11 protein-coding genes are annotated in these 12759 nt (G+C 63.3%); 8 read left to right on the plus strand and 3 right to left on the minus strand.

The window, feature by feature from the left end; translation table 11 throughout:
• The first annotated feature begins 7 nt into the window (after window positions 1-7).
• The 3 genes from QTI04_RS31960 (at window position 8) to QTI04_RS31970 (ending at window position 4511) form a co-directional block, all read left to right on the plus strand.
• On the plus strand, window positions 8-1867 hold the full coding sequence (locus QTI04_RS31960) for a M48 family metallopeptidase (protein WP_286619250.1): 1860 nt from the start codon (window positions 8-10) through the stop codon (window positions 1865-1867).
• 27 nt (window positions 1868-1894) lie between these two features.
• Window positions 1895-3166 carry an RsmB/NOP family class I SAM-dependent RNA methyltransferase gene (locus QTI04_RS31965; RefSeq protein ID WP_286619251.1) on the plus strand — a complete coding sequence of 424 codons (1272 nt, stop codon included), beginning with the start codon at window positions 1895-1897 and terminating at the stop codon, window positions 3164-3166.
• Between the two features lie 130 nt (window positions 3167-3296).
• A complete protein-coding gene (locus tag QTI04_RS31970; RefSeq protein ID WP_286619252.1) occupies window positions 3297-4511 on the plus strand; it encodes a fatty acid desaturase in 1215 nt (404 codons plus the stop codon).
• A gap of 147 nt (window positions 4512-4658) precedes the next feature.
• On the opposite strand, the gene rpmG is transcribed toward QTI04_RS31970, so the two are convergent.
• From rpmG to trxB, 3 genes are all read right to left on the minus strand, one after another.
• Window positions 4659-4832 carry a 50S ribosomal protein L33 gene (gene rpmG, locus QTI04_RS31975; RefSeq protein WP_007830291.1) on the minus strand — a complete coding sequence of 58 codons (174 nt, stop codon included), beginning with the start codon at window positions 4830-4832 and terminating at the stop codon, window positions 4659-4661.
• 11 nt (window positions 4833-4843) lie between these two features.
• The gene (rpmB, locus tag QTI04_RS31980) at window positions 4844-5077 is read right to left on the minus strand and encodes a 50S ribosomal protein L28 (protein ID WP_028251282.1); all 234 of its coding nucleotides are present in this window, start codon (window positions 5075-5077) and stop codon (window positions 4844-4846) included.
• A gap of 177 nt (window positions 5078-5254) precedes the next feature.
• The gene (gene trxB, locus QTI04_RS31985) at window positions 5255-6214 is read right to left on the minus strand and encodes a thioredoxin-disulfide reductase (RefSeq protein ID WP_286602961.1); all 960 of its coding nucleotides are present in this window, start codon (window positions 6212-6214) and stop codon (window positions 5255-5257) included.
• Window positions 6215-6377: 163 nt separating this feature from the next.
• Between trxB and QTI04_RS31990 the strand changes: the two genes are divergently transcribed.
• The 5 genes from QTI04_RS31990 (at window position 6378) to QTI04_RS32010 (ending at window position 12753) form a co-directional block, all read left to right on the plus strand.
• The gene (locus tag QTI04_RS31990) at window positions 6378-7052 is read left to right on the plus strand and encodes a Crp/Fnr family transcriptional regulator (RefSeq protein WP_286602706.1); all 675 of its coding nucleotides are present in this window, start codon (window positions 6378-6380) and stop codon (window positions 7050-7052) included.
• A 130-nt stretch (window positions 7053-7182) separates the two neighbouring features.
• Window positions 7183-9564: a DNA translocase FtsK gene (locus tag QTI04_RS31995; RefSeq protein ID WP_286602705.1), complete on the plus strand. Its 2382-nt coding sequence runs from the start codon at window positions 7183-7185 to the stop codon at window positions 9562-9564.
• A 34-nt stretch (window positions 9565-9598) separates the two neighbouring features.
• Entirely contained in the window at window positions 9599-10237 is a 639-nt protein-coding gene (gene lolA / locus QTI04_RS32000; RefSeq protein ID WP_286619253.1) for an outer membrane lipoprotein chaperone LolA, read from the plus strand.
• 73 nt (window positions 10238-10310) lie between these two features.
• On the plus strand, window positions 10311-11609 hold the full coding sequence (locus QTI04_RS32005; RefSeq protein WP_286619254.1) for a replication-associated recombination protein A: 1299 nt from the start codon (window positions 10311-10313) through the stop codon (window positions 11607-11609).
• A gap of 214 nt (window positions 11610-11823) precedes the next feature.
• Window positions 11824-12753, plus strand: coding sequence for a branched-chain amino acid ABC transporter permease (locus QTI04_RS32010; protein WP_286619255.1), 930 nt, complete (start codon window positions 11824-11826; stop codon window positions 12751-12753).
• The last annotated feature ends 6 nt before the right edge of the window (window positions 12754-12759 follow it).

Consider the following 12759-nt stretch of genomic DNA (forward strand, 5'->3'; position numbering starts at 1 on the left):
GGTCGGGATGAATCGTGCGGATTTTGTTCATCTCGTACGCCTGAGCGAGCATGCCAGCGCGGACGACAGCACGGGCTACCGGCGCGGAGTGGCCGCATTTGCCGCATTGGGCTATCTGTGGGTGGTCGCCTGCCTGGCGCTGGCGATCGGCATCATCGCGTGGGTCGTGATTTCCTTGGGACAGGGCACGCGTTTCAGCGTGGCGCGGGGCTGGCTCTTGCTATTTGCCCTCGGCCTGCTTTGGGCCACGTTGCGTGCGCTCTGGGTGCGATTCGATGAGCCCGAGGGCGTTCCGCTGGAGCGCGAGGACGCGCCCGCATTGTTCGAAGCGCTCGACCGGATCCGCGCCAAGATCGACGGGCCACCGGTCCATCGCGTCTATCTCGACAGCGATTTCAACGCGAGCATTCGCCAGTTGCCACGCTTCGGGCTCTTTGGCGGGGCGGTGAACTATCTCAGCGTGGGGCTTCCGCTTCTCATGGCGCTCGACCGGCGTCGCCTGCTGTCGGTACTGGCGCATGAGTACGGCCACTTGCGCGGGAACCACGGAAAGCTGAGCGCCTGGATCTACCGGACTCGCCTTTCATGGCTCCAACTGGACGCGAGCTTCCAGCGCGACGATGGCGTGATGGCATTCGCTTCGCAAGCCTTCTTTCGCTGGTACTTCCCGCGCTTTGCCGCCAAGACCTTTGCGCTGGCGCGGCAGGATGAGTACGAGGCCGATCGCGTCGCGGCGCGCCTTCTGGGTACGCGCGTCGTTGCCGGTGCGTTGACCGAGATCGCGGTCAAGGGCTCCTGGTACGCGGAGGAGTTCTGGCCGTCGCACTGGTCGAGGGCAGTCGATGATCCTTTGCCCGCCGGGCCCTTCTCGGCCATGGCGCAGAAGCTCAGTGCACCCGTCGATGTCGACTTTGCGCGTACCGCACTGCGCGGTGCGCTTCGCAGCGTTAGCGACGTCGATGACACCCACCCCGTACTGCGCGACCGGCTGGAAGCGCTCGACGAAAAGGCGGGATTGCCCTCCTGGTCGGAGAAACCGGCGCTCGCCCTCCTGGGTGATGCGCCAAAGTGGACGGCCCATTTCGACGCGGAATGGTGCCGCGCCCATGCGAACGACTGGAAGCAGCATCACGCCTACCTAGTGCGTGTGCGCGAGCGGGTCGCGGCGCTCGCGGCCAGCGCCGGCCGCAACAACGCCGACGAAATGGTCGAGTGGGCGGACTGCGCGCGCCGAGTCAACGCGGCAGCCGACGTGCGCGGGATCTACGAACGCGCCTTGCAGATGACGGCGAATCATCCTGGCGCATTGCGGGGGCTTGCCCAAATGCTGCCGGCCAACAATCGGCCGGCGCGCCTCGCGGTGCTGGAGAAATTGCACGAGTCGAGCACGGCGAGCCGCTGGTGGGCTGCCAAGACGGCGGTCTCGCTGCTCGAAGACCCCGACACCGGCGCGCACGACGAGCGAGCGCTCAAGCTCTGGCGCGAGCGAGCGAAAACGGCGGAGGAGGCGGAGCAACGCGCGTGGGAGGAGATCACCGCGACGCCATTCTTCAGCCAGATCGCGCGCCACGACCTCAGTGAATTCGAGTTGGGCGAACTTCGCGCCGATCTGGTGCGATGCAGCGCGATTTCGCGGGCGTGGGTGGTTCGCAAGAACCTGCGCGAATTCCCGTGGCGGCGTGCCTACGTGGTGTTCCTGGAATTGCCCATGCTTGCAGATGAGGAGCGCTGGAATCTCTGCCGGCAGCTGGAGGACACCCTGAGCCTTCCCGGTGCTGGGCTGGTGCTGTGGGCGGGGCATTCGCCCACGCTCGCGGAGGTCGAGCGCCAAGCCTTCGGACCGGTCTGGACGCGCACAACCGTCTAGGTTGGCCCTTGGCTGAGACAATGGGGCATGCACCCCAAAGCCATTCTTGAGGCCAGCGCCGACCTGGTCGGCCTCGTCCTGAAATTCGATCACCCGGCCGACCAGGTCGTTTCCCGCTTCTTCCGCGACCATCGCGAACTGGGGCCGCGCGAACGCGCCACGTTGGCCGAGACGGTCTACACCGTGTTGCGCAAGAAGCTGTTGTTCGACCACCTCTCGCCGTCTGGCAGCGGGCCGAAGGAACGGCGGATGGCGATCCTCGGCTTCCACGGCCCCCGTGATTTCCTGAAGAGCGCGCTCAACGACACCGAAAAGCGCTGGCTCGACAACTGCGACGCCGTCAAGCAGGACGATCTGCTGGAACGCCACCGCCACAACCTGCCGGAATGGCTGGTCGCGCCGCTCAAGGCGCAACTGGGCGACCAGTTCTGGCCGCTGGTCGAAAGCCTGCAACAGCCGGCGCCGCTCGATCTGCGGGTCAATGCGTTCACGGACAAGCGGCCTGAAGTGCAAAAGGAACTGGCCCTGGCCGCCATCAAAGCCGCTCCAACTCCGTTTTCGCCCTGGGGGCTTCGGATCGACGGCAAGCCGGCACTCACCAAGCTCGACGCATTCGCTCGCGGCGCGGTCGAGGTGCAGGACGAGGGCTCACAACTGCTTGCCTTGCTGCTCGATGCCAAGCGCGGCGAGATGGTGGTGGATTTCTGCGCAGGCGCCGGCGGAAAGACACTTGCCATCGGCGCCACGATGCGCAATACCGGGCGCCTTTACGCTTTCGACACATCAGCGCACCGCCTTGACGCCCTCAAGCCGCGGCTCGCACGCAGCAAGCTGTCGAACGTGCACCCCGCGGCCATCGCCCATGAGCGCGACGACCGCATCAAGCGACTCGCCGGCAAGATCGACCGGGTGCTGGTGGATGCGCCTTGTTCGGGCCTCGGTACGCTGAGGCGCAATCCCGATCTGAAGTGGCGTCAGTCGCCCCAGTCGGTCCAGGCACTGACGGCCAAGCAAACCGCCATCCTGCAGAGCGCTTCGCGCCTGGTGAAATCGGGCGGCCGGTTGATTTATGCGACCTGCAGCGTGCTGCCGGAGGAAAACGAGGCCATCGCCGAGGCTTTTGGTGCAGCCAATCCGGATTTCGAAGCACAGGATGCCGCAGACGTGCTCGAAGGCCTGAAGGTCCCCGGCGCCGAGGCGCTTTGCGCGAGCGGGGAGAGCGGCAAGCGCTACCTGCGGCTCTGGCCGCATCGCCATGCCACCGACGGCTTCTTTGCTGCCGTGTGGAACCGAAAGTAGGGACGAAGCTCCAAACGACTGGAAAACTTGCGATGTATCAAGGATTTAGCCCCCTTTTAAGGGCCGAACCCTTAAAATCGCAGATTACCTGAAGGCTGCACCTTCGTGTGGCCATGGAGTACCGAACTCAATGTTGCTTCCTGACTCTGCCGTACTGAGCGCGGCCATCGACTGGCTCGGACACGGCTTGTGGGACCTCACGTGGTGGCAAGTCGTGCTGTACACGCTCGTCACCACGCACATCACGATCGCGGGCGTCACGATCTTCCTGCACCGGACGCAAACGCACCGGGCCATGGATCTGGGCCCGATCCCGTCGCATTTCTTCCGCTTCTGGCTGTGGCTCGGCACCGGCATGGTGACGAAGGAATGGGTGGCCATCCACCGCAAGCACCACGCCAAGTGCGAAACCGAGGAAGACCCGCACAGCCCGCAGGTCAAGGGCATCGACGAAGTCATGTGGCGCGGCGCCGAGCTGTACCGCAAGGAATCGAAGAACAAGGAAACGATGGAGCGTTTCGGCCACGGCACGCCCAACGACTGGCTCGAGCGCAACCTGTACTCGCGCTTCAGCTGGCAGGGCGTCGGCCTGATGCTGATCCTCAACGTCGCGCTGTTCGGCGGCCTGGGCCTGACGGTCTGGGCAGTCCAGATGCTGTGGATTCCTTTCTGGGCCGCCGGCGTCGTCAACGGCATCGGCCATTTCTGGGGCTATCGCAATTTCGAAGCCACGGATGCCAGCACGAACCTGATTCCCTGGGGTGTCATCATTGGCGGTGAAGAGCTGCACAACAACCATCACACCTATCCGACCTCGGCCAAGTTCTCGGTCAAGAAGTACGAGTTCGACATCGGCTGGGTCTACATCAGCCTGATGCAAAAGATCGGCTGGGCCAAGGTCAAGAAGCTGCCGCCGAAGCTGCAAATGGGTGATGTGGTGCCCGTGGCCAACGAGAAGACGCTCGAGGCCCTGATCGCCAATCGCTACGAGGTGATGGCCGGCTACGCTCGCGAAATGCGCCGTGCGACTCGCGATGAGCTGGCTCAACTGAAGGCCAAGGGTGCGGACCTGTCGGTTCTCAAGGCTTCCAAGCGCTGGCTGCACCGTGATGACGACAAAGTGCCCGCCGCCGCTCGCTCGCAATTGGTGCAGGCGCGCGCAGCGCACCCGGTGCTCGACAAGATGGTGACGATGCGCGAAGAGCTGCGCCAGATGTGGCTCAACACTTCGCAGTCGCGTGAGCAACTGGCTGCCGATCTGGCCGCGTGGTGTCATCGGGCGGAGGCCAGCGGCATTGCGGGCCTGCGCGAGTTCTCGACGCGTCTGCGTGCGGCTCGCGCCTGACCCGCAGGGGTATCTCCCTCGCCCAACAAAAAGCCGGCTCATGAGCCGGCTTTTTTGCGTCTAGGACGAACCTTCTTTTTTCGGCAACGCAGGCAACAAAAAAACCCGCTGGATCACAGCGGGTTTTTTGGCGGGATCTGGGCTGAATTACTTCAGCTTGATTTCCTTGTATTCGACGTGCTTGCGCGCCTTGGGGTCGAACTTCATGATCGACATCTTTTCAGGCATCGTCTTCTTGTTCTTGCTGGTCGTGTAGAAGTGGCCGGTACCCGCGGTGGATTCCAGCTTGATCTTTTCGCGTCCGCCTTTGCTCGTTGCCATGATTCAGCTCCTTAAGCTTGGCCGCGTGCACGCAGGTCTGCGAGCACGGCGTCGATGCCGTTCTTGTCGATCAGGCGCAGGGCAGCGCTCGAAACACGCAGGCGAACCCAACGGTTTTCCGTTTCGACCCAGAAACGACGGTATTGCAGGTTCGGCAGGAACCGGCGCTTGGTTTTGTTGTTGGCGTGGGAAACGTTGTTTCCGACCATCGGGCCTTTGCCCGTTACTTCGCATACGCGTGCCATGTGGACACTCTTTCTTGAACAGCTGGCACCGGGCGCAATGAGATTGCGGGGTGGTTTGCAGCTTGACCTCGCCAGAAACGGGTGGCGGTACCCCGGCTTGCCGCAACAACCCGGCTCCAAAATGGAGTGGAAGATTCGGCAAAGCCTTGAATTATAGCCTTTTCGCTCGGTGGCAGCTCAGAGCGTACCGTCCTGCTCCAAAAAGCGCTGTGCGTCGAGTGCCGCCATGCAGCCCGTGCCGGCGCTGGTGATGGCCTGGCGATAGACGTGGTCCTGCACGTCGCCCGCTGCAAACACGCCGGGCACGCTCGTCATGGTTGCAAAGCCCTGCAGGCCAGAGCGAGTGACGATGTAGCCGTCCTTCATGTCCACCTGGCCTTGGAAAATGTCCGTATTCGGATGATGTCCGATCGCGATGAAACAGCCCTTGAGGTCCAGCTGTTCGGTGGCGCCTGTCTGGATGTTCTTCAGGCGGATGCCGGTCACGCCGGAGTCGTCGCCCAGCACTTCATCCAGGGTGTTGTGCACCTTAAGTTCGATCTTGCCTTCAGCGGCCTTTTCATGGAGCTTGTCGATCAGGATCGGCTCGGCCCGGAACTTGTCGCGGCGATGCACGAGAGTGACCTTGCTCGCGATGTTCGAGAGGTACAGCGCCTCTTCGACAGCGGTGTTCCCACCGCCGACCACGCAGACTTCCTGGTCGCGGTAGAAGAAGCCGTCGCACGTGGCGCAGCCTGAGACGCCACGGCCCATGAAGTGCTGTTCGGATTCGAGGCCAAGGTACTTGGCCGATGCGCCGGTGGCGATCACCAGTGCGTCACAGGTGTAGGTGTCGCTGTCACCGGTCAGCGTGAACGGGCGCTTGCTGAGGTCGACCTTGTTGATGTGGTCGAAGACGATCTGGGTCTTGAACCGTTCGGCGTGCTCCAGGAAGCGCTGCATGAGCTCTGGCCCCTGCACGCCGTGCACGTCGGCTGGCCAGTTGTCGACCTCGGTCGTCGTCATGAGCTGGCCGCCTTGGGCGATACCGGTGATGAGCATGGGTTCGAGATTGGCGCGGGCCGCGTAGACTGCGGCTGTATAGCCGGCAGGGCCGGAGCCGAGAATGAGAACCTTCGCGTGGCGTGGGGAGGACATGAGTAGAAAACCTAGGATTGACGCTGCGGCAGCGTGTACATTTTCAGGGTGATAGATATGGAGTATCACCGTTCGGTTCAAGACCGGGCGGGGGCTGTTTTCAATGCGCGCGATTGTATTAATCCATGGATCTGAAAATCGCGCCGAATCCGGGGATTGATGAATGTCGATGCTGTCCAATCTTGAATTGCTTCGCCGCGTGCCGTTGTTCGCTGCGCTGACGCCAACTCAGTCTGCGAGCATTGCCGATGCGATCGTCAAAAAGCGCTTCAAGCGCGCCGAGGTCGTCGTCGAACAAGGCAAGAAGTCAGATGCCCTCTACATCATTCTCACCGGGCGCGCCCGGGTCATGAGCACCGACAGCCGTGGTCGCGAGGTGATCCTTGCGACGCTGCATCCGGGCGACTACATCGGCGAGATGAGCATGATCGACGACGAGCCGCACTCGGCGACGGTACGCACCGAGATCCAGACCGACGTGCTGATGCTCGGCCGCGAAGCATTTGCGCGGTGCTTGCCTGAAAACTCTTCGATGTCCTACAACATCATGCGGGGCCTCGTTGCGCGTCTGCGGCATGCGGATCGCAAGATCGAGTCGCTGGCGCTGATGGACGTCTACGGGCGCGTAGCGCGTTCGCTGCTCGAGTTCGCGGTCGATGATGGAGCCGGCAACCTCAAGGTGCGCGACAAGATTTCGCGTCAGGATCTGGCCAAGATGGTCGGTGCTTCGCGCGAGATGGTGAGCCGCGTCATGAAGGATCTGGAGGAGCGCGGGTTCGTGCAGACCCAGCCGGACGGTTCGATGATTGTCAAGGAACGACTCTCATCGCTCACCTGATCGTCTGGCCGAGCGCGCTGCCGCGCATTGGCCTTCACGTTGCCGGCCCTGACAACGCGGCTGCGATGTTTATCGTTGTAGTTTCTCTGGACCACCGGCCCGATGCTGCGGACCGGTGGTTGTGCCGTTCATGACCTATTCGCTCAACACCCTTCAATCTTCGTCGAACGAAGCGCAACCGGTGCGTCTTCGCGCCATGCGCTTTGCGCACGAGATCACCCTGATTGCCGGCTTCGTCGCCCTTTTGTTCTGGCTGCTCTCGATGCTGAGCTTCACGCCCTCCGATGCCGCCTGGTCGACGTCAGGGACGGGCGGAGAGGTCAAGAACTGGGGCGGCCGCATCGGCGCCTGGCTGGCGGACGCGAGCTACTTTCTGGCCGGCTATTCGGTCTGGTGGTGTCTTGCGGCCGGACTGCGTGTCTGGCTGTCGTCGCTCGCCGGATGGATGCGCGGAGGCGAAGCAAGCTCGGCCGAGCAGCCCGCCCGCGGCCCGTTCAATCGCAGCCGGCTGGCCTTCTGGTTTGGCTTGATCCTCCTTCTGTGCGCCAGCGCGATGCTCGAATGGTCGCGACTCTATCGCCTTGAGTTTCGCCTGCCGGGGCATGGCGGCGGAATACTCGGCTATCTGGTCGGGCCCGCGAGCGTGAAGTGGATGGGCTTCACCGGATCGGCATTGATCGCCATTGCGGCCGGCGTGATCGGGTCGGCGCTTGTGTTCCGCTTTTCGTGGGGCCAGATCGCCGAGCGCATCGGTTCGCGTCTGTATTCGCTGTTCGAGTCCCGGCGCGAGAAGCGCGAGATTGCACAGGACATCGCCATGGGCAAGCGGGCCGTGCGCGAACGCGAGGAACTGGCATCCACCGACGAGGGACCCGAACTCGATGCGCCGGACGAGGAACTCCGCGTTATTCCGCGCGCTAAGCGCCGGGCGCCTTCTCCGCCGGTGCAGATCGAACCCGCCCTGGCCGAAGTGCCGCGCAGCGATCGGGTAGCCAAGGAACGCCAGAAGCCGCTGTTCCGCGAACTGCCCGACAGCAAGCTGCCGCAGGTCGACTTGCTCGATGCGGCGCAGGCGCGGCAAGAAACCGTCTCGGCCGACACGCTGGAGATGACGTCCCGCCTGATCGAGAAGAAGTTGAAGGATTTTGGCGTCGAGGTGCGCGTCGTGCTCGCTTCGCCCGGCCCCGTCATCACGCGCTACGAGATCGAGCCGGCCACCGGCGTGAAGGGTTCGCAGATCGTCAACCTCGCGAAGGACTTGGCGCGCTCGCTGTCGCTGGTGTCGATCCGCGTGGTCGAGACGATTCCCGGCAAGAACTTCATGGCGCTCGAACTCCCGAATGCCAAGCGGCAGTCGATCAAGCTCAGTGAAATTCTCGGCTCGCAGGTCTACAACGAAGGCAAGTCGATGCTCACGATGGGCCTCGGCAAGGACATCGTCGGCAATCCGGTGGTGGCAGATCTGGCCAAGATGCCGCACGTGCTGGTGGCGGGCACAACCGGTTCGGGCAAGTCGGTCGGTATCAACGCGATGATCCTGAGCCTGCTGTACAAGGCCGAGGCGCGCGATGTTCGCCTGCTGATGATCGACCCGAAGATGCTCGAAATGTCGGTCTACGAGGGCATTCCTCACCTGCTGGCGCCGGTGGTCACCGACATGCGGCAGGCGGCCCATGGCCTCAACTGGTGCGTGGCCGAGATGGAACGCCGCTACAAGCTCATGAGCAAGCTGGGCGTGCGCAATCTGGCGGGCTACAACACCAAGATCGACGAGGCGAAGGCGCGCGAGGAGTTCATCTACAACCCCTTCAGCCTGACGCCCGACAGCCCCGAGCCGCTCGCGCGGGAGCCGCACATCGTCGTGGTGATCGATGAACTCGCCGACCTGATGATGGTCGTCGGCAAGAAGATCGAAGAATTGATCGCCCGCCTGGCGCAAAAGGCGCGCGCGGCCGGCATACACCTGATCCTGGCGACCCAGCGTCCGAGCGTGGACGTGATCACCGGCCTCATCAAGGCCAACATCCCGACTCGCATCGCCTTCCAGGTGTCGAGCAAGATCGACTCACGAACCATCCTCGACCAGATGGGGGCCGAGGCGCTGCTGGGCATGGGGGACATGCTCTACATGCCGAGCGGCACCGGCCTGCCGGTCCGCGTGCACGGCGCATTCGTGAGCGACGAGGAAGTGCATCGGGTCGTGGCCTACCTCAAGTCGCAAGGGGAACCGGACTACATCGAAGGGGTGCTCGAAGGCGGTACTGTCGACGGTGACGGCGACCTGCTCGGCGAAGGCAGCGGCGATGGCGGTGAAAAGGACCCCATGTACGACCAGGCGGTCGAGGTGGTGCTCAAGAACCGCAAGGCCAGTATTTCGCTCGTGCAGCGTCATCTGAAGATTGGCTACAACCGCGCCGCGCGCCTGGTCGAAGACATGGAGAACGCCGGCCTGGTAAGCGCGATGAGCGGCAGCGGCCAGCGCGAGATCCTGGTACCCGCGCGGACCGAATGATCGGGCCTGGCCACATCGGCCTCGGAGAATTGCGATGGTGATGAAGAAAATGATCGTAGGTGGCTTGCTTGCCTTGGGGATGGGGGTCGTCTGGGCCGGTGGAATGGAGAGCCTCGAAGCGTTCGTCAAATCAGTGAAGTCGGGCCGCGCCGAATTCACGCAGACCGTGACTTCGCCGCCCAAGGACGGACAGACCTCGCGCGCCAAGGTGTCGACGGGCACCTTCGAATTCCAGCGGCCTGGGAAATTCAGGTTCGACTACAAGAAGCCCTTTGTCCAGACCATCGTTGCGGATGGCGAGACCCTGTGGCTCTACGACGCCGACCTGAACCAGGTCACGCAACGCAAGCAGGCACAGGCACTCGGTTCGACGCCGGCAGCGCTGATCGCCGCGGCTCCGGATCTGCGGGCGTTGCAGGCCGACTTCACGCTGGATGCCGCTCCTGAGCGTGATGGTCTGCAGTGGGTCAAGGCGACCCCCAAGACCAAGGATGGGCAGTTGCAGAGCGTGCAGATCGGCTTTCAAGGCGAGGCGCTGGCATCGCTTGAAATCCTGGACAGCTTCGGGCAACGCTCGGTGCTGAAGTTCAGCAACGTAGAGGTCAATCCCGCTCTCCCCGGCAGCACCTTCGTGTTCAAGACACCCGCCGGCGCTGACGTGGTCCGGCAATGAGGAAGCGTCGAATCGCCTGACCCCGGGCATGTCCGCGGCAACTTAGGATGCGGGGCGAAACTATCCGCTTCCGATGGCTACCTCCACTCACCAACCCCTTGCCGAACGCCTGCGACCCAAGAACCTGGGCGAGGTCATCGGCCAACAACATCTGCTGGGCCCAGGCATGCCGTTGCGCATTGCCTTCGAGTCGGGGCAGCCGCACTCGTGCATCCTCTGGGGCCCACCCGGCGTGGGCAAGACCACCATTGCGCGCCTCATGGCCGATGCGTTTGATGCGCAGTTCCTGAGCATCAGTGCGGTGCTCGGCGGCGTGAAGGACATTCGGGATGCGGTCGATCGCGCCACCGCGGCGCGTGACGGGCTCGAGCAGCGCCGCACCATCGTCTTCGTCGACGAGGTTCATCGGTTCAACAAGAGTCAGCAGGACGCGTTCCTGCCGCACGTGGAGTCCGGCCTCTTCACCTTCATCGGCGCGACCACCGAAAACCCTTCATTCGAGGTGAACTCGGCGCTGCTGTCCCGGGCGGCGGTCTATGTGCTGCAGCCTCTCGGCGAAGAAGATCTCAAGCAGATCGTGGTGCGCGCGCAGGACATCCAGGCGGTTCCAGCCATCGAGGTGAAAGCCATCGACCGTCTCGTGGCCTATGCCGACGGCGACGCCAGGCGACTCCTCAATACCCTTGAAACGCTGGCTGTCGCCGCCCGCGCGGAGAAGCTCGACCACATCGCGGACGAGTGGCTATTGCGTGTTCTCGGCGAGCGCATGCGGCGCTATGACAAGGGCGGCGAGCAGTTCTACGACACGATCTCCGCGCTGCACAAATCGGTGCGCGGCAGCGATCCGGATGCCTCCCTCTACTGGTTCGTGCGCATGCTCGATGGTGGCGCCGATCCGCGGTACATGGCGCGCCGGCTGGTGCGCATGGCCAGCGAGGACATCGGCTTGGCCGACCCGCGCGCGCTGCGCCTTGCGCTCGATGCCACCGAGGTCTACGAGCGGCTCGGCTCCCCCGAAGGCGAACTGGCCTTGGCCGAATGCGTGGTCTATCTCGCCATGGCGCCGAAGTCGAACGCGGTCTACAAGGCTTACAACGAGGTCCGGGCCTTCATCAAGTCGGACGGTACGCGCCCGGTGCCGATGCATCTGCGCAATGCGCCGACCAAGCTCATGAAGCAACTGGACTACGGGAAAGGCTACCGCTACGCCCATGACGAGGAGGGCGGTTTCGCGGCGGGCGAGACCTACATGCCCGAAGGCCTCAACCCGCCGGAGTTCTACCGACCCGTGGAGCGCGGCCTCGAGATCCGCATTGCGGAAAAGCTGCGCGAATTGCGAAAACGAAACCAAGGAGTCTCCGGCGAGTACTAGCCGTTTTCCACGCCTGCCTTCCCTCGCACGCCAGCGGGAAAACCCCGCCGCAAACGCACCAGATTGGCGACCGGGCGTGACTACAATCCCGCCCACAAACCCGCCGTCGTCACATGCTGGCGGGTTTTTTGCTAAGTGAAACCATGGCGTCAATCCGGTACGCCGGGTCGAGGCACCCCTCAAGGGTGCTGCCACAAATTAGGGAACTCTCGATATGGACATCTTGCTGCAGCAGATCATCAACGGTCTGGTTCTGGGCAGCATGTACGCCTTGATAGCCTTGGGCTATACCATGGTGTACGGCATCATCAATCTCATCAATTTCGCACACGGTGAAGTGCTCATGGTCGGAGCACTCACCAGTTGGACCATCATCGGACTCATGCAGGAGTCAATGCCGGGCACGCCCGGCTGGATCATTCTGATCATTGCCTTGCTCATCGCCTGCGTGGTCGCCGCGACGCTGAACTTCGCTATCGAGAAGGTGGCCTACCGGCCGCTGCGCAACAGCCCCAAGCTGGCGCCGCTGATCACCGCGATCGGCATGTCGATCCTGCTCCAGACGCTCGCAATGATCATCTGGAAGCCCACCAACAAGGCCTATCCCAATCTGCTGCCGACGACCCCCATCCACGTGGGCGGCGCCGTGATTTCGCCGACGCAGGTCATGATCCTGAGCGTTACCGCCATCTGCCTGGCCATCCTGACCTGGCTGGTCAACTACACGAAGCTGGGCCGTGCGATGCGCGCCACCGCCGAGAACCCGCGGGTTGCCGCGCTGATGGGCATCCGGCCCGACATGGTCATTTCAGCCACCTTCATCATTGGCGCTGTGCTCGCCGCGGTGGCGGGTGTCATGTATGCCTCCAACTACGGCATCGCGCAGCATGCGATGGGCTTCATACCCGGCCTCAAGGCCTTCACTGCCGCGGTGTTCGGCGGGATCGGCAACCTCGCCGGCGCGGTGGTCGGCGGCATCCTGCTGGGCCTGATCGAAGCCATCGGCTCGGGCTATATCGGCGCGCTCACGGGTGATGTGCTCGGCAGCCACTACAGCGACATCTTCGCGTTCATCGTCCTGATCATCATGCTGACGCTGCGGCCCTCGGGTCTGCTCGGCGAGCGTGTGGCGGACCGGGCTTGAGGAGCG

Source organism: Variovorax sp. J22R115 (assembly GCF_030317005.1).
GTDB lineage: Bacteria > Pseudomonadota > Gammaproteobacteria > Burkholderiales > Burkholderiaceae_C > Variovorax.